The following is an 18,527-nucleotide window of genomic DNA, read 5'->3' as shown; positions in this document are numbered from 1 at the left end:
AAAAATGCGCCAAGACAGCTCAAACAAGGCGCAAGATTAAAGGAGAATGAGATGAAAGCACTTATTATCGGCGCCGGCATCGGCGGCCTATCTGCGGCAGCAGCACTAAAACAACAAGGCATTGAATGCGAGATTTTTGAAGCTGTAAAAGAAATCAAACCCGTTGGTGCGGCACTCTCTATTTGGTCTAACGGCGTAAAATGCATGAACCATCTAGGCATGGGCAGCATCATGGACGAACTCGGTGGGCCAATGCACCACATGGCTTACCACGATGGCTTCACTGGCAGCGTGATGACACAGTTTAGTCTTGCGCCATTGGTTGACGCCGTGGGTGAGCGCCCTTGCCCGGTATCACGCGCCGACCTACAGAGCCAAATGGTCGATTGGTGGGGGCGCGAGACCATCCAATTTGGCAAACGCATAGAAAAAGTAGATCAAACCGACACAGGAGTCACGGCGTATTTTACCGATGGCACCCACGCCGTTGGCGACTTTATGATTGCCGCCGACGGCACACACTCAGCGGTTCGCGCTGATGTGATCGGCTACCAAACTGAACGCCGCTATGCAGGCTATGTGAATTGGAACGGGTTGGTAGAAATAGACGAAAGCATCGCACCAGCTGAGCAATGGACGACGTTCGTTGGCGAAGGCAAACGCGTTTCCATTATGCCGATTGCTGGTGGTCGCTTTTATTTTTTCTTTGATGTGCCATTACCAAAAGGGCTAGCAGAAGACAGAAGCACCGTGGTGGCGGATCTCACCCGCTACTTTGCCGGTTGGGCAGATCCCGTTCAAAAACTGATTGCGGCCATTGACCCTGACACCACAAACCGTATTGAAATTCACGACATCGAGCCATTTGATACCTTGGTAAAAGGCAACATTGCCCTTCTTGGCGATGCCGCTCACAGCACCACACCAGACATCGGCCAAGGCGGCTGCTCAGCATTAGAAGACGCCGTTGTACTGGGTCAGTGCTTTAGAGAACAGTTTTGGTCAGAAAAAACCAAAACATTATCTGGGGTAATTGAGGCCTTGAAACACTATGAAGAAGCACGTCGCTTCCGTGTCAAAGACCTCGTTTTAAAAGCCCGTAAACGCTGCGACGTTACCCACGGCAAAGACATGCAAGAGACCCAAGCTTGGTACGACGAACTAAGACGCGAAACGGGAGAAAACATTATTGCTGGCCTACGCTCCACTATCGTAGGTGGACCACTGGCTTAATTTAGCGGGATTATTACTGATCGCATTATCTCAAATAATGCGATCACCACTTACTTTCCGTAACAATCTATCAGCAAGTTAAACTTGATAAGAATCATAAAACTCGATATAAATACATCTTCAACTGGAGATAACGATGAGTAAAAAGTTCTTATTGCTTACCCCTGAAGATGGGTCCAATGTATTAAAAAGCTTAGCAGCACCAGCCAGATTGGCGATTCTTACCTTGCTGCATGAGAAAGGCCCCATGAATGTTAATGATATTTCAGACCTGCTAGAACTGCCGCAATCATCGACCTCCAGTCATATCAATTCCCTCGAAAGTGCCGGCTTAATTACTACCGAAAGCCAAAAAGGTCGCAAAGGCAGTCAAAAAATTTGCCGCGCGACACACGAAGAAATCGTCTTATCTTTCAGTCATACCAAGCAGAAACAAAGCAATGTCATCGAAGTCTCCATGCCGGTTGGCTTGTATTCTGAATTTGATGTTATGGCGCCTTGTGGTTTGTGCTCAGACTCCGGCATTGTGGGGTATTTAGACAGTCCAGATACTTACCTCTCGCCAGATCGTATGCGTGCCAGCTTGTTATGGTTCACTAAAGGTTACGTGGAATATCAATTCCCCAATAATGCCCGTATTGCAGGCCAGACAGTAAAAGAGCTAGAGCTGGTGATGGAACTATCATCGGAAGTGCCAGGCACCTCTGAAAATTGGCCTTCTGACATTCATATTTCCATCAATGGAACAACGGCCGCTGTTTGGACAGCGCCCGGTGATTACGGCGACCATCGAGGCAAATACACACCAGATTGGTGGAAATTGGCTGGCAGCCAATATGGTCATTTGAAAAGCTTTCGTGTCACCCATGACGGCACCTATATCGATGGTATTCGAGTCTCCAATGTTTCCTTACAAGATATCGCATTAGAAGACCATAGATCAATTCGTGTACGAATCTCTGTACCAAATGATGCCAAACATCCCGGTGGTATTAATATTTTTGGCAAACAGTTTGGTAACTACGACCAAGATATTATATTACGCCTTCAATCTTAGCCTCATACACAACATCTTATTTTCTGATGTGTATATCCATAATCCTGCTTTAATCAATCAATATTAAAAAAATTATATATTTCAATATCTTAGTAGAATTTCAAATACTTGCCTCATTCTTTTTTCATTACCGCCTCCACTTAGACATACCAATTTTGGTATTTAATCGCACAAAAAATAAACGTCTTATTGATTGACCTCGAGTCAAACATGCTTTTAATATCCACTAATCAGATAAGAAACAAAAAAACAGATACTTAATAAATCTTAATATCCTACAAAAATAAGAAAGGAGTAAGCATGCGCGCTAACGTGACTGCACACAAAGATTATGTGATTGCTAAAATAGACCCTCGCCTTTACGGCTCTTTTATCGAGCATTTAGGACGCGCTGTTTACAGCGGTATCTACGAGCCAGGTCACGCAACTGCTGATGAACATGGTTTCCGTCAAGATGTCATCGAATTAGTGAAAGACATTGATGTACCTGTGACACGCTACCCTGGTGGCAACTTCGTTTCTGCTTACAACTGGGAAGATGGAATTGGACCAAAAGAAGACCGCCCCACTCGTCTCGACCTTGCTTGGCACACATCCGAAAGCAACGAGGTTGGTATCCATGAATTCGCCGAGTGGGCTGAACAAGCAGGTACAGAAATGATGTTGGCGGTGAACCTCGGCTCACGAGGCTTAGACGAAGCCCGCGCTTTTCTAGAATACGTCAATCATCCCGGTGGCTCCTATTGGTCTGACCTACGCAAACAAAACGGTCGCGAAGCACCTTGGAATGTCAAACTCTGGTGCCTTGGAAATGAAATGGATGGCCCTTGGCAAATCGGCCAAAAAACCGCAGCGGAATACGGTCGAGTTGCCTTTGAAACGGCCAAAGCCATGCGCGCTTTTGATAAAAATATTGAGTTGGTCGTTTGTGGCTCGTCTTCCCCTAAAATGGCGACCTTGTATGATGAATTTAATGGTTATTGAGGTGTATTATTTAACCATTATCGGGAGGCCGCGGCGACCTTGAGGCAGTGTACTGACCTCGCGTGTAGAGTGGCTCCCGCCTCATTTACTCATCTCGAAGAGTATCAAGAAGCACACTTAAGTGACTTCGCGTTACAAGGTTGAGCGGTAAAAAAGTGCGAGGTCGGGAACCGATAATTATTATCCAACCAAATTAGCGAGTACGCAAATTATGAGCACATTTGTAGGTATTGATATCGCAGCAAAAACCGTTGACCTTGTCATACGCCATGACAATAAAAATAGTCTAGTAAAAACCTTTGAGCAGACGCCAAATGGGCGAACAGAAATACTTACTCTCCTGCAACAACATGCGCCGCAATCTGTCGTTATGGAAGCCACTGGAATCTATTATTTGGATTTAGCTGTCGCGCTTCATGATGCCGACATACCTATCAGTGTGATTAACCCTAAAAGCTTTAACCACTTCGCTCAAATAAAACTAGAACACAGCAAAACTGATAATATTGATGCTGGCTTACTGGCTGAATATGCACAACGAATGGCACCTGAAAAGTGGACGCCTCCCCAGAAAAATAAATTAAAAATACGAGATATATCAAGGCAGATCAATCGTTTAACAGATGATTGCACCAAAGCGAAGAACCGCTTACATGCTATGAAATCTTATGAAGACACCTCTGATCTAGTCATCCATGATGAGCAAGATGGCATTGCGTACCTAGAAAGTCGTATTCAACGCTTGCGAATGGCAGCCCTAGAAATGATTAAAAGCGATACTGAAATAGCACAGCAATTTAATAATATTCTAGCGGCTAAGGGCATTGGAGAAGTCTCTGCTATTGCGATGCTAGGAGAGCTGATTATTTTACCTGAAACACTTAAGGCCAATCAGGTTAGTCGCTATGCAGGTTTGGATGTCCGACTTAACCAATCTGGTAGCAGTCTCAACCGTCCAGGTAGACTCAGTAAGGCTGGAAATGCTTATTTGCGTAGCGCGCTCTTTATGCCTGCCATGTCGGCTGTACGTCATGACCCAAATGTAAAAGCGTTTTACGAGGCATTAGTCGCACGAGGTAAGAAAAAGATACAAGCCATGTGCGCAGTTATGCGTAAAATGTTAACAGGGATATGGGCGTGTTTAAAATTAAACACACCCTATGACTCCTCAAAATTATTCAGTGATGAGCATAAAAAAGCTTGCGCTTAAACAGAGTATCTACCCTGAATGGGAAAGCACGGTTCTGGATTATACCTATGACACAGTTGACTACATTTCACTGCACATGTATTTCGATAATCACGAAAAAAACATGGCAAATTATTTAGCGAAGGCTTGCCTACTCGATAACTACATCGACACTATCGCCGCTGTAATTAAAGCCACTAAGGCCAAAAAACGCTCCAAACACGATGTGTATATTTCCTTTGATGAATGGAACGTCTGGTACCACTCGAATGAGCAGGACAAGAAAATTCTCGGCGGCAATGATGGCTGGCCACATGCTCCGGCTTTATTAGAGGACATCTACGACTTTGCCGACACCTTGCAAGTAGGTTGTATTCTCAATACCTTTATCCGCCACAGCGACGTGGTCAAAATTGGCTGTTTGGCACAATTGGTTAACGTTATTGCGCCCATCATGACCGTTAAAGGCGGCCCAGCTTGGCGCCAGTCTACTTACTATCCCTATTTATACGCATCACAATATGGTCGTGGCACCGCACTGAATCTTGCGGTGAACTCTCCGAGCTATGACACCGAGTTTGCTAAAAATGTGGCTTACTTGGATATTTCCGCAGTGGTATCCGATAAAGACGGCGCATTGACCTTCTTTATTGTGAATCGCCACCCAGACGAAAACATTGAGTTAGACCTATCTCTGCAAGGCTTCACACATCATCGCATCATTATGGATAAAGTCATATCAGGTCATGCACTCGACGCCAAAAATGGTCCAGAAGCAGAACCCGTCGCGCCAAAAGACGGCCAAGGTGCTGCTGTGACACAACAGAAACTAACGGCAAGCATTGCTCCTATGAGCTACCGCATGATTCGACTTGGGGTGTAATCCCCCAAGTTCTTCCGTTTAACACTGGCTGAGAGAGAAAACCATGTCTGCATCTATCTCTATAAAAAATATAATAAAGCGATATGACAGCGTAACCGTATTAGATGACATCAACTTGCACATTGAAGACGGTGAATTTGTTGTCTTCCTTGGCCCTTCTGGCTGCGGAAAATCTACCCTATTACGCATGATTGCGGGGCTAGAATCCATCACAGAAGGCAGCATTGAAATTGGCGACAAACGCATTGATACCTTGCCACCTGGTCAACGCGGTGTGGCAATGGTGTTTCAGTCCTATGCGCTCTACCCTCACATGACGACCCGTCAAAACATGGCATTTGGCCTCGAAAACGTGAACGTCGCGCAAGACGATATTGACCGTCGCGTCAATGACGCGGCAAGAATCCTCGAAATAGATCATTTACTGGATCGTAAACCTGGAAGACTGTCTGGTGGTCAACGCCAGCGTGTTGCCATTGGCCGCGCCATCGTCAAAGAACCAAAAGCTTTCCTGTTTGATGAACCCTTGTCTAACCTAGATGCCGCTTTACGGGGTAGAACTCGATTGGAACTAGCGCAGCTCCACCAGCGCCTTGGCTCAACCATGATCTTTGTAACCCATGATCAAGTGGAAGCCATGACACTGGCCGATCGCATTGTCATCATGCACAAGCAAAAAATCGAGCAAATCGGTACACCGATGGAAATATATCAACACCCTGTCAGTCGTTTTGTCGCGGAATTTGTCGGTTCTCCACCCATGTCTATGTTGCCGATTAACCATATTGAAAACACAGTGGATGGCGTCACCGTAGAAGTCAGTGGCGCAGGTAAAGTCGTTACCGCGATCACACTACCACAGGATTTCAATGCCAAAGATGCCGTGATCGGAATTAGGGCAGAAGACACCGCCATTGTATCCCCACAAGAAGAAGGACTGGATCTAACCATCAAGGTTGTCGAACGGCTGGGGGATCGAACACTTCTGTATGGCACCTTAATTGATGGCACAGAGCTTATTGCAGAAGATACAGGTCGCTCTAAAGTAAAAGCAGGTGAAACGGTGAGAGTGTCTATTTCCCCCCATGCCGCGCATATTTTTGACGGTAATGGCTTGGCTCATCACAGCCAAAGGGAGGTGTAAGATGGCAGAAAGCTATCGTCGTTCTCGCTGGTCAAATGGCCTATTTGTCGTGCCCTATCTTAGCGTTTTTTTAACGTTACTCGTTTTTCCCCTAGGCTGGGGGATTTGGCTTTCTCTCAATAAAGTCGATCTTTTTGGCGGGGAACGCTTTATTGGCTTAAAAAACTACGCGCGGGTATTGAGCGATCCGATTTTTGCTCAAGCGGTAAAAAACACCGTCATTTTTGTTGGTGTGTCTGTACCGACCTTAGTCATATTGGGGTTATTTCTGGCCTTAGCGCTCAATAAAACCACCAAAGGGTCGTCTTTCTTACGAGGTTTGTTTTTTGCTTCTTCCATCTTATCGGTCACTATAGTCACGCTCATTTGGCGAATCGTTTTCATCCCTAATGATGGCTTAATGGCACTGATCTTTGAATATTTCGGTTGGCAGCCAATTGGTTTCCTCTCAACCACTGGTTGGTCGTTATTTTCGGTTGGTGTCGCAACGGTATGGTGGTGTATCGGTTTGCCCATGATGCTTTTTTTGGCGGCATTGCAGCAAATCCCCAAAGACCTTTATGAAGCCGCAGCACTAGACAACGCCTCCCGCTGGCGGGTGCTCACACGCATCACACTGCCTTCCATTAAATCCACTATTATGCTGGTTGCCGTGATTCAAGTGGTCATGCAATTCCAGTTGTTTGGTCAAGCTCAATTAATGACCAATGGTGGTCCAGCGGACTCCTCTCGCCCAATCGTTATGTACATCTATGAAGTAGGTTTTTTACGCTGGGACATTGGTATGGGTGCGGCGGCATCGCAAATTCTGTTTTTAATCATCCTATGTGCCGCCATGCTGCAATACTGGATCAGCACTCGTAAAGAGGAGGCAGACGCATGAAAACCATGAATTATTCTCCTGAGCATTTAACCTCAAACCGCCATCTGTTTTGGATAGCGGCTGTGCTTGGCGTCATTATGATGGCACCAGTAGCGTGGATCGTCGGCTTGTCTCTAAAAGACAACGCCGAATTGCTCAAAGGCACCGAAGCCGTTTTTGCCATGCCGTATACCTTGGTGAATTACGCCAATATTCTGGAATCATCCAGTGTGTTTGGTTGGTTTATAAATTCGATGATAGTGGCCATCGGCCAAACCATCGGCGTATTGCTGCTGTCTTCTCTTGCTGGCTATGCCTTTGCAAGACTGGAGTTTCCATTCCGCAGAACATTGTTCATCATTGTATTATTTGGCTTAGCGGTACCAGAACAAGCCGTCATTATTGCACGCCATCAAATGTTCAACTGGTTTGATCTGCATAACACGCACATAGGCTTAATATTGCCTAACTTGTCTTCTGCGTTTGGCGTTTTTCTGATGACGCAATTCTTCCGAGCCATCCCCAAAGAAATCGACGAAGCCGCCATGCTCGACAACGCTTCGACCTTTCGTATTTTTTGGAAAGTGTTATTGCCACTGACGCTGCCCGCCCAAGCAACGTTAGGTATTTTCACCTTTTTGCAAGCTTGGAATGATTATTGGTGGCCACTCATCTCAGCGACCAAAGCCGATATGTACACACTCACCATAGGCATCGCCTCCTCGCAAACCAACTTTGCGCAGTCAGAAGGCTTAGGCTTTTTAGGCGCTCAAGCCGTCTTTGCCTCTTTACCTGTGGTGATCGTCTATATCTTTTTCCAACGCCACATCGTCACAGCGGTCTCTGGCGGTGCCGTGAAATAACACACTCACAATGACAAGTAAAAAAAGAAAACAATAACAACCAAGGAGAAAAAAATAATGAAAAGATTACTTCTCGGAACAACAGCAATAAGCTTATTGGCGCTATCACCCTTAGCCAATGCCAATACCACCATAGAGTTACAACGCTTCTTTGGTGCCTGCGAAGCAGAGTACGGTAAAACAACCGACGTATCTGCTGCCGTTGGTGAATGTGGCATTATTACAACGCTCGTCAATAAATTCGAAGCAGACAACCCTGATATCAAGGTCAATGTCACCACCGTAGAATGGCCAGGATACGATCAGTTAAACGCACAGTTAGCCTCTCGCTCTGCTCCAGATGTAGTGTCGATGCATTATTCTGCTATGTCAGATTATCAATCCCGTGGATTGTTGGTGCCGCTTGATGATGTGTTAAAAGGGCAACATATTAAAGCATCCGATTTCACCGATGCCGCTATCTCCAGTGTTACGAAAGAGAACAAAGTCTACGCTCTACCTTTTGACAACTGGACCATGCTCTTTCACGTTAACAACAACCTAATGAAAAAGGCAGATCTGCTGACAGCGGATGGTAAACCCATATTGCCCGACAGCAGCGATACGCTTTTTGCCCAAGGTGAGCAATTCAAGAGCGCGACAAACAAGCCTTACCTTATACAAATTTCAGCCAATGAAACCGCCGCTTATGCACGTATTTTTTATACCCTCATGATGCAACAAAACAGTAAGTTTTTTGATGACCCAAATCGCATCGACTTAAGTGGTAAAGACGCCAAAGCCGCCCTTACATTGATGAAAAACATCATGGACAAAGGACTCAGTACAAAAAATATGGATTACCCTGCTGCCGTATCGGCTTTTGCCAATGGCGACGGAGGTATCGCTGTGAATGGAACATGGCTAATTGGCACGTACGATGCGCAATCAAAAGAGCCGAATAATGCCTTGTCTGATGGCTACAGTGTTTTCCCTGTGCCACAATTTTTCCAACAAAAAGATGCAACCTATGCGGATGGCCACGGTTGGGTTGTGCCTCGCGGGGACCGAACGGATGAAAAAATGGCCGCCATTGGTAAACTGTTTAAGTTTTTCTATGACAACAACTATGAATGGTCTCGAACAGGCCACTTACCAACGGTGAAAAAAGTCATTACCAGTGAGGCGTTCAAATCCTTACCTCATCGCAGTGATATTGCGAAAGTGGCCACAACAGGACAAGCCTTGCCGGCTGAGGTATTACGTCAATTTGCCATCCAAGATATTATCGGAGAAGAGTTGGGTTCTGCGGTTAATGGTGACAAATCGATAGACGATGCTCTAAAAACAGCGCAATATCGTGTTAATGACTTGTTAGAAAATATCTAATTTATTCTTAACGGGGGCTTCGGCTCCCGTTTATTTCAATAAAAGAGCTTTTACCATGAACCTAGCGCCAGACTTAAACCAAGTTCAGTGCATTACACTTACTAACGCACAACTTAAGGTCAACATCTTAACCTTAGGAGCCAGTATCCAATCCATTTATCTAAAAGGGTATGCGCACTCGCTCGTCTTAGGATCATCGAATCTATCCGACTATCTTGGTGACGCCAAGTATTTCGGAGCTGTTGTCGGACGCGTCGCCAATCGGACCGCCAAAGGCCATGCTGTCGTCGATGGTAAAACTTATCAATTGCCACTGACATTACCAGAACCTCATCATTTACATGGTGGTCCTGCAGGCACAGGCAGTAAAAATTGGTCGGTCGTCGAGCAAGCCGATGATAGAGTGCAACTACAGACACGACTTAGCGACGGTGAAATGGGGTATCCCGGTAACATGGTGGTTAATGTTGTCTATCAATTACTCGATAACAGTTTAGAAATGGACATTACTGCGACCACAGATCGCTTAACGATTTGTAACTTTGCAGGTCACAGCTATCTTAACCTAGATGGCACCGGCTCAATTCTGGACCATCAACTTCACATCAAAGCTGACCATTATTTGCCTGTCGATAACGAGCTGATTCCTACCGGCGAAGTCACTCCTACTGAAGGAAGCGCCTTTGATTTTAATCAGTTACGCCGTATTGGTCGTGAAGATTATCCAGGGCTTGATACGAATTTCTGTCTTTCACTTCGCAATCGCCCATTGCAAACCGTAGCGACGCTCAAAGCGCCCATTACTGGGCTAACTCTGGATTACCAAACCACCGAGCCAGGATTGCAGGTCTACGATGGACGACACATTCAGCTCAGTGCAGCATCCAACATCAACCCAGGCAGGCTGACAGCGTACGCCGGTCTTGCCCTAGAAGCACAACATTGGCCAGATGCGGTTCACCAGTCTCATTTTCCGCCTATTTTGTTAGCACCAGAAGATCGCTATCAACAAATTACGCGTTATGTCTTTAGGTAGTTGTAACATTACACCATCCAAAAACGAAAAAGAGACGCTGCGACCGAAATGGTACCAGCGTCCCTTTTTTATCAATGAAAGCTGCGCCTATAACGCTAAGGTAAAAGTACCTTCAGGGGTTACTGGTAGGTACTTTTTATAAAAGTCTAAGTACGCTTGCTCAGGATTTAAATCTGAGAACAATTCTGGATACATGGCTTTTGCATAAAACTCGATCATCGCAGCATCTAAAATAGTACGGCATGCGCCATGATAAGCACCAAATAAACGATTATTTTGCACCGCCGAAATGGAAGACCAACCCAAGCGATCCTTATACCCGGCCAAACGTTTACGAGCTTCCGCTGTGTCAACACCTTGTCCCATCAGCATAGAATCCGTCCCCTTGCCTGTCTCGTAGCCAGTGATAATGATCACATCTGGGTTTGAAGCAATAACTTGCTCAGGATTCAATCGACCCCACCACTCAACAAATGGTGCGGAAATATTATCGCCACCCGCCATGGTTGAAATCGCGCCCCACATGTTTTTACCAAAGGTAAAACCCAGCTCCTGCACACCCGATGCACCAAACTCCGTATACACTTTTGGCTGCGGTAAATTGGCATCGGCAAGACGCTTACTGATGCTTTCTACAGTTTGCTTATACTCAGCAGCAATTTTTGCGGCTCTCGCTTCTTGTCCGGTGATCAAACCAATCAGCTCGGTACTTTTAACATGTCGCTCCACCGTTTGAGCATTATAATCGACCACAACAACGGAGATACCAGCATTCTCAAGACGCTCAATATCTGTACCCAGCCCTTTAAACTGCCATTCAGCTAACATCAACACATCTGGGTTTAAACTAATGGCTTTTTCCACCGAGAAAGTTTGCGTATCAACACGGCCTATTTCAGGAATATCTTGTAATGAAGGACGGTGCTTCACATACATTTCCCAACTAGCGGAGCGCGCTTCCCATATATACTTAGACATGGCAACAACCTTGTCATAAGCCGCTTCCGTACCAATGGCCATATAATCTTCAGGATAAAAACCCACGATAACTCGCTGGGCGGGCGAATTAAACGTCACATCACGGTCAAGAACATCTTTTACCGTCACTTGACCGGCCCAAGACGAACTTACCCATAGAGTAAATACAAACATCACAAACGACTTAATCATGATAATACCTTATACAAGAAACATTAGGCGGGTATGATAATCGTTATCACTTTATTTTAATATTACTTCTTGCTCTTTTTATGCCTAAGTCGACAGAAAAAAGGACATAAAAAAACAAAAGCCACCTTAGGCAGCTTTTGTTTTACAACGCATTTTATAACCGTACAAATTACTCGGTGCGGAAGCGAACCACCATTGAATGCAGCTCTTTGCTTAGCTGGTCTTGTTTACGACACAGTTCAGCAACGTCTCCGGATATACCCGATACCCTATGGGCCGATTCACTGATGGCGTTGATATTTTCATTCACCCCTTCGGTAACAGCACGTTGTTCTTCTGCAGACGCCGCAGTTTGCATGGTCATATCACGCATTTGTTTAACGACCTCTTCAATCTGCTCAAACGAATCAAGCGCTTGATCAGACAAACTAATGGCACTTTCCGATTCAGCCAAACTCGTCACCATAGAATCCGACGCTTGTTTGGTTCGACTAGCAAGCAAGCCTAAAATATGGCTAATCTGTTCCGTCGATTCTTGTGTTCGACCCGCCAAGGTCCTTACTTCGTCCGCGACTACGGCAAAGCCACGACCTTGTTCACCCGCACGAGCTGCCTCAATGGCCGCATTTAAAGCAAGCAAATTGGTTTGCTCTGCAATGCCTTGAATCGTCGACAAAATTTGATTGATATTCGTGGTTTCTTTTTGCAGCTCGGTGATAATCTGATTCGATTCTTTTAAACGCGTGCCTAAACGATTTACGCCTTCCGCACTGTGCTTAAGAAGGTTTTTACCTGCTATCGTGGTTTCCAAACCTTTCTCGGAAAACTGAGCCGAATTCGCACAACTTTCTGCGGCTTCATTAGAGGCAATCAGCATTTGTTGTCCCGCTTCTGCAATCAGCTCAATAGACTGTAATTGGTCTGTCGCAGCTTGGGCAACATCACTTGCTTTGGAAGACGTTTCCGCGGCAATCTTATCAATTTGCATACTGGATTTTTTAATCCCAAGAATCAATGCGCGAGTAGACTCAATAAACTGATTAAACCAATTAGAAAGAGTGCCCGTTTCATCGTTGGTTTCAATGTCAATTTTCGATGTTAAGTCGCCTTCACCTTCTGCTAAAACGCGCAAATGGCTAGAAACAGATTCAATTGGGGTAATCAAACTTTTCGCCATCAAGTAAGCAACAACGGCAAATACCAGTAATAACAAAATACAAACAATGGCCGTGGTTTTGACCAATTCCATAGTACTGGCATAGATTTCAGACGCCGGCATCAAACCGACAAACTTCCATTTAAGATTTGGGGAGGTGTACACATTGGCATAGTAGTCAGCACCATCGAGTGTAAAACGAATTAACCCCTCTGACGTTTGTGCAATTTTTTGATACGCTTCACCAGAGAGGCTCACCAATTTTCTTAAAATTGTTCTCGGCATGCAGTGCATCCACCAAAATTGTACCCGTATTCTCCACAACCATGATGCTACCAGAATTGCCTAGCTTGGTTTTATTGGCCATTTCAGTCAAGGTTTTGATGGACACATCCACCGCAACAACGCCACCGATTGCATTACCCTTATTGTAAGTACGAACAGCAGACACATAAACAGCATCGTCTGGTTCCCAATAATAAGCATCACGCAGAGTTACCCTTCCAGGGGTTTCCATCGCTCTTGAGTACCACCCCCGTTGTTTAGGGTGCCACTCTGCGTACTCATAGGTACCGGGCCATTCTAGATAGCCATCACCGTCATCTCCCATGTAGACATACACATAATTTGAGTTGTTTTTACCAATGGCTTCAAACAAATTAAAAATGTCAGCCTCGCGTCCACCATTTTGCTTAGCGACGCTACTGGGCGCTTTGCCTTGTTTTTCATGATACGTCGTTAATGGCATCGCATTAGGATCGGTAACAGGATCGCTGTCAGCCATAAATCCTACAACCGACTTTATGTCACTCATAAATTGATCAAAAGATTTCTCTACTGCACTTAAGGTTTGCCCACTGTTCTGTGAAAAAGTCTTAAGTGCCTGATCAGAGGCGAGAAAGGCAGTAATCGAACTAACGATTAAAACAGGTAAAACGGTGGCAATTGAAAAAGCAATCAATAACTTTGTTTTAATTTTCATATCATATTTCCAAGTATATTAATGTCCATATTAATAAAATAAATTCGGATCAAAAAACGGGTCATTAAAGAGTTTATAAATCAAAAACCATATCCGATCAAAGAAATAAGGTTATTGATAATAAATTACTATTAAAAACCCACAAACTGATTAAATCTTTACTTTCTAAACAAGGATAAAATACTGGATTCTGAGAATATAAACCATCACTTCCATTAAAAAATATAATGTAAAAAATCGCTTATTGATAATATGTTAAAAAATAAAAAGACACCTTTCGAATTTGCACTTTTTTAGAGCGTGACATCAACATTTAACCAAAAGCCGCCATTACACTAGATACTTCAGGCAAAACCGTCGTGTTGTCTTTTTGCATATCGCGGCAAAGATCTTTTACGAAAGGTGTTTGCTCTGGGTAAGCTTGCAGCCATGCTAAAATGGCAGCCTGCACGTCGGCTAAACTTTGCTCTTGTGTGACAGGTGCACCAAGCGCGATGAGCCTTTCTTTAAAATCGACTTCGTCGATCAAATCTACGATCATCATATTGTATACCTATAAACAAACATTTTATTTTGTTCAATCAATTACTATGGGAACTTATAGCTTATACCTAAGTAAGCTCTTAGCGCACCACTTTTTCTTCAAGTAGCAAATCAAATATGGCCTTGGCTTTTTCCTTTGAGGTTTCATTCTTCATGATCTTACCACCGCCACCAACTGGTTTTGCTGTCGCGGCTTTCATTCGATCCGCTGCCGTTTTCGCTTTTACAACTTTAATACGCTTAGGACGTGGCTTGGCTGCGGTTATCTGCCAGTGACTGGCCTCTTCATCTTTCTCTGTCATAACCGTTAATACATCAAACTCTGCTCGCTGGCCAGGACCGAATGCCGTTTGACGGGCCTCTTGCGCCGCATTATCCACACTGGCAATAAAAGGCAGTGACACTTCTACTGCGCGACGCTGACCTCGTGGCAATGCCATGAGTACTTCCGCTTTGCCATTCTTCACACTCAAAATTTCCGCAATGCGAGGAACCAAAGGCCAGCCAAGTTGCTCTGCCAACAAATACGGCAACATACCAGATGACTCGCCACCTTCTGAACGAACACCTGTCAATACAACCTCTGCTTGGTTTTCCTTTAAAAACGACATGAGTACTGGCAGCGCATCGCAATCACTTTCTTGTGATAAGACCGTTAAGGATGACAAGCCCATACCAGCATATTGCCGCAAAATAGGCTCATCTTCATTGCCCGCGTGAACAACAGTTAAAGCACTACCAGCCAACTTCAAACCCAATTCAACGGCACGACCATCCTGTTCAGCCCGTCTAGCACGACCAGATTGAGGATGGCGACCAATTGATATCAAAGACACCACATTGACATTAGGCTGCATTACTTTTCTCCTCATTAAGCTTAGTGGCTGCATGTTGCTGAGCAAGCTGAATAAGCGCCTCTAGCATCGCTTCGCTATCAGCAATCACAGCTAAATCTGCACGCTTCACCATGTCGCATCCCGCGTCTGTATTGATAGCAACCACCTTATCGCACTGACCAATCCCCTGCATATGCTGAATAGCGCCAGAAATCCCCACCGCCAAATACACCCTTGCTGTAACCCATGTTCCAGAAGCACCTACCTGACGAAAACGTGGCATAAAGCCATCGTCCACCGCCACACGACTGGCACCTTCGGTAGCTCCCAGCGCGGCAGCAGCGGCGTGGAATTGCTCCCAATTGTGAATACCATTCCCTGCCGACAAAATAAATTCGGCTTCCGCTAGCGGTACCGCATTGGCATCCACAGGTATTTGGCCTTTATCCAACACTCGAGGCGTGATACTAGCTGTAAATTCGCCTGTCACATCCAGTGGCAATACTTGATGACGAGTCTCTTCAATGGCATTCGCACACTCTTCCATTAGCATTACAATGCGGGGCGTTTCACGCTGTATATCTTGGCTGGCTGATGCACCACGACAAACGGTTGTCGTACTGTTAACTTGCCATGCTTGCACGGCTGGCCTTTCGCCTAGTTTGGCTGCCAATCGGCTCCCCAAATCCGCGCCCCCGTGGACACTGTCCGGAAAAAGCCAATGTTCAGGTTGGTATTGAGACTCTATTTGCATAAGAGCGGCTAACTTGGCTTCAGGGGCATAACCATCAAAATAGTCAGCGCTTAAATGAATCAAGCGATCCACACCCGCCACATCAAGATGGCTATCTTTCATGTCACCGAAACACACCAGGGTAACCGCACCATTGCGCTTCGCCATAAGCTCATGGGCTAACCCTAAAATGTCTTTATCATGCGCCGTTAAACGTCCACCAATCATATCTGGCACGACCATGATATAGCGCTCTGGATTCTCTACCACATGCAAAGGCAATTGGATTTCTTTTTCTTTATTGCCGCGCTTTTTACCTGCAACATTTGCTGCCGACACATTCGCTCGGTCAATTCTCTTAATACCGTTTGGTCCAATAAATCCCACTAAATGCGGATTTTTTCGCAATAATCCTGATGGCCCTCGCACTTCAGTTTGTCCTACAGACACCATACTGTCATGCAGCGGGTGCAAGCGGTTACGCGCAATCCATTCTGCTCTAGGGTCGCGACGTAGCAAATTATCTAAAGAATCATCATTCATGACACCTACTCCGCTTCTACTATTTGCCCAGCCAGAATTTCAGCAATGTCTTTCACGACAGGTCTGGGTTCAACAACCCCCTCCAGCATCGCTGTACATTGCTGACAACCCACTGCCACCATATCGGCACCTGTGCTAACGACGTCTTCCATGCGCATATCCGCAATACGACGCTCACCTGGAATATCTGTGATGGGCGCACCGCCACCGCCACCGCAGCAACGAGAACGGAATTTTGATCGCTCCATTTCTGCGACATCAATACCCAAACTTGCGAGCAACTCACGAGGGGCTTCATATTCGCCATTGTAACGCCCTAGATAACAAGGATCGTGATACGTCACCTTACCGCCTTTAAACGCATCCAACTGTAAACGGCCTTCTTTTACTAGCCTATTCAAGAAGGTTGTGTGATGCAGTACTTCTACTGGCTCACCAGACAATGACGTCCATTCATTTGAGCCAAAATCACCGTATTCGTTGCGCAAACAATGGAAGGCATGAGGGTCTGTGGTCACAATCTTGTTGAAACGATATTTCGATAAAGTAGCGACATTGCGCTTAGCCAGATTCTGGAAGGTCGCATCATCACCCAATCGACGTGCCACATCGCCACTGTCTAACTCTTCATCACCTAAAATCGCCACATCCACATTAGCCGCTTTCATTAATTTAACAAAAGCTCGAAGAATGCGCTGGCTACGCATATCAAAAGCACCATCCGATACCCAGAATAAGACATCAGCTTGTTTGACGTCCCTCATGACAGGCAAGTTTTGATCCGCCGCCCAATTCACACGACCCGCTGGTGCGTAACCATTAGGGTTATCTGTTGCAATAATGTTTTCGAGAACTTGTGCCCCTTTATTAGGTGTCTGTCCCTTTTCCAAGGTCAAAAAACGCCTCATATCCACGATGGCATCAACGTGCTCAATCATCATTGGGCATTCTTCAACACACGCTCGGCAAGTAGTACAGGACCACAAGGTATCAGGATTCACCAAGCCTTCGGTGATAATTTGATCAGGAGAACCTTTGGCATTTCCTACTTCAATATTAGGATAAGGACTGCCTGCGTATTTCACATCGGTTCCACCCGCAAAGCCAACCACCATGTCTTGTATTAACTTTTTGGGATTTAATGGCTGCCCTGCAGCAAACGCAGGACACACCGCTTCACAACGACCGCACTGTACGCAGGCATCGAATCCAAGTAGTTGGTTCCACTTAAAATCGGTTGGTTTGGCTACCCCGTGAGAAGCGCCGCCTAGTACTGCGGGTTTGAGGCCAGTAGATCGACCACCGCCAAATCGTTCAGGCCGACGATGAAAGGCAAGATGCAAAGCACCAGCAAAAGCATGCTTCATTGGCCCGCCCCACGTCATGCCAAACAGCATTTCACCAAGACTCATTAGGATCAACACTGACAAAGCCAAAGTGAGCAGCCATCCACCAAAACCTGCTGGTAACACACCAGCAGCAGGTAAAGTCAGTACAAAAAAGGTGATCGAAAAGGTCAGCAGACTTTTAGGTAAACGCATCCACGGCCCTTTTGAAAGGCGTGAAGGCGGATTCAAACGGCGCTTATAAACAAACAAGGCACCACTGAACATCATCACCAAAGCAGCTAATAATGCCCACGCCAGAACCTTACTGTCGACACCAAACAGGTGAACAAACAGCACCAGCACCATCGCCAATACAAAACCACCACCCGTTGCAACGTGTGTACGAGACATGTATTTATCTCGCTCAACAACATGGTGAAGGTCATGTAAATAGCGTTTCGGCATGGCGAATAAACCAGCCACAATATGGACTTTTTCAGCCTGCCCTGCACGCCATAAATTGATGCGGCGAACCGCACCAATCACCGCTAACACAAGGAGGACACCAATCAATGTTGGAGGTAACCAATCAAGAATCATCTTAAACCCCTTATTGG

Annotated in this window: 17 protein-coding genes; 10 read left to right on the top strand and 7 right to left on the bottom strand. The window is 45.6% G+C overall.

The window, feature by feature from the left end; translation table 11 throughout:
- The first annotated feature begins 51 nt into the window (after window positions 1-51).
- The 10 genes from hpxO to AC0L6V_RS03265 all read left to right on the top strand — a co-directional run bounded on the left by hpxO (window position 52) and on the right by AC0L6V_RS03265 (window position 10,619).
- Window positions 52-1,233: an FAD-dependent urate hydroxylase HpxO gene (hpxO, locus tag AC0L6V_RS03310; protein ID WP_265217401.1), complete on the top strand. Its 1,182-nt coding sequence runs from the start codon at window positions 52-54 to the stop codon at window positions 1,231-1,233.
- 136 nt (window positions 1,234-1,369) lie between these two features.
- Complete coding sequence (locus tag AC0L6V_RS03305) at window positions 1,370-2,290, top strand: ArsR/SmtB family transcription factor (protein WP_265217400.1); 921 nt, start codon at window positions 1,370-1,372, stop codon at window positions 2,288-2,290.
- Between the two features lie 300 nt (window positions 2,291-2,590).
- A complete protein-coding gene (locus AC0L6V_RS03300; RefSeq protein WP_321160252.1) occupies window positions 2,591-3,274 on the top strand; it encodes a hypothetical protein in 684 nt (227 codons plus the stop codon).
- A 211-nt stretch (window positions 3,275-3,485) separates the two neighbouring features.
- Window positions 3,486-4,484: an IS110 family RNA-guided transposase gene (locus AC0L6V_RS03295; RefSeq protein ID WP_265218470.1), complete on the top strand. Its 999-nt coding sequence runs from the start codon at window positions 3,486-3,488 to the stop codon at window positions 4,482-4,484.
- Between the two features lie 103 nt (window positions 4,485-4,587).
- Window positions 4,588-5,346, top strand: a complete 759-nt coding sequence (locus AC0L6V_RS03290; protein ID WP_409419369.1) for an alpha-L-arabinofuranosidase C-terminal domain-containing protein — start codon at window positions 4,588-4,590, stop codon at window positions 5,344-5,346.
- A gap of 43 nt (window positions 5,347-5,389) precedes the next feature.
- Window positions 5,390-6,490, top strand: a complete 1,101-nt coding sequence (locus AC0L6V_RS03285; protein ID WP_265217396.1) for an ABC transporter ATP-binding protein — start codon at window positions 5,390-5,392, stop codon at window positions 6,488-6,490.
- A 1-nt stretch (window position 6,491) separates the two neighbouring features.
- On the top strand, window positions 6,492-7,373 hold the full coding sequence (locus AC0L6V_RS03280; RefSeq protein ID WP_418138770.1) for a carbohydrate ABC transporter permease: 882 nt from the start codon (window positions 6,492-6,494) through the stop codon (window positions 7,371-7,373).
- Complete coding sequence (locus AC0L6V_RS03275) at window positions 7,370-8,215, top strand: carbohydrate ABC transporter permease (RefSeq protein ID WP_265217392.1); 846 nt, start codon at window positions 7,370-7,372, stop codon at window positions 8,213-8,215. Before AC0L6V_RS03280 ends, AC0L6V_RS03275 begins: the two co-directional genes overlap by 4 nt.
- Before the next feature lie 57 nt (window positions 8,216-8,272).
- Window positions 8,273-9,583, top strand: coding sequence for an extracellular solute-binding protein (locus AC0L6V_RS03270; RefSeq protein WP_265217391.1), 1,311 nt, complete (start codon window positions 8,273-8,275; stop codon window positions 9,581-9,583).
- A 55-nt stretch (window positions 9,584-9,638) separates the two neighbouring features.
- Window positions 9,639-10,619 (top strand): aldose epimerase family protein, encoded by a 981-nt coding sequence (locus AC0L6V_RS03265; RefSeq protein WP_265217390.1) that lies wholly within the window; start codon window positions 9,639-9,641, stop codon window positions 10,617-10,619.
- Window positions 10,620-10,706: 87 nt separating this feature from the next.
- Here AC0L6V_RS03265 and AC0L6V_RS03260 read toward each other — a convergent pair whose 3' ends face one another.
- The 7 genes from AC0L6V_RS03260 to AC0L6V_RS03230 all read right to left on the bottom strand — a co-directional run bounded on the left by AC0L6V_RS03260 (window position 10,707) and on the right by AC0L6V_RS03230 (window position 18,510).
- The gene (locus AC0L6V_RS03260) at window positions 10,707-11,789 is read right to left on the bottom strand and encodes an ABC transporter substrate-binding protein (RefSeq protein ID WP_265217388.1); all 1,083 of its coding nucleotides are present in this window, start codon (window positions 11,787-11,789) and stop codon (window positions 10,707-10,709) included.
- Between the two features lie 169 nt (window positions 11,790-11,958).
- Window positions 11,959-13,230 (bottom strand): methyl-accepting chemotaxis protein, encoded by a 1,272-nt coding sequence (locus tag AC0L6V_RS03255; protein WP_418138769.1) that lies wholly within the window; start codon window positions 13,228-13,230, stop codon window positions 11,959-11,961.
- Window positions 13,187-13,927 (bottom strand): cache domain-containing protein, encoded by a 741-nt coding sequence (locus AC0L6V_RS03250; RefSeq protein WP_418138768.1) that lies wholly within the window; start codon window positions 13,925-13,927, stop codon window positions 13,187-13,189. The genes AC0L6V_RS03255 and AC0L6V_RS03250 overlap by 44 nt, the downstream gene beginning before the upstream one ends.
- 313 nt (window positions 13,928-14,240) lie before the next feature.
- Window positions 14,241-14,471 (bottom strand): hypothetical protein, encoded by a 231-nt coding sequence (locus tag AC0L6V_RS03245; protein ID WP_265217384.1) that lies wholly within the window; start codon window positions 14,469-14,471, stop codon window positions 14,241-14,243.
- Between the two features lie 79 nt (window positions 14,472-14,550).
- Window positions 14,551-15,327 (bottom strand): electron transfer flavoprotein subunit beta, encoded by a 777-nt coding sequence (etfB, locus tag AC0L6V_RS03240; RefSeq protein ID WP_265217383.1) that lies wholly within the window; start codon window positions 15,325-15,327, stop codon window positions 14,551-14,553.
- A complete protein-coding gene (gene etfA, locus AC0L6V_RS03235) occupies window positions 15,317-16,582 on the bottom strand; it encodes an electron transfer flavoprotein subunit alpha (protein WP_265217382.1) in 1,266 nt (421 codons plus the stop codon). The genes etfB and etfA overlap by 11 nt, the downstream gene beginning before the upstream one ends.
- 5 nt (window positions 16,583-16,587) lie before the next feature.
- A complete protein-coding gene (locus tag AC0L6V_RS03230; RefSeq protein ID WP_321160251.1) occupies window positions 16,588-18,510 on the bottom strand; it encodes a (Fe-S)-binding protein in 1,923 nt (640 codons plus the stop codon).
- Window positions 18,511-18,527: the final 17 nt, after the last annotated feature.

The organism is Marinomonas sp. G8-14 (assembly GCF_055808935.1).
This window is presented reverse-complemented; position numbering and strand designations above follow the sequence as displayed.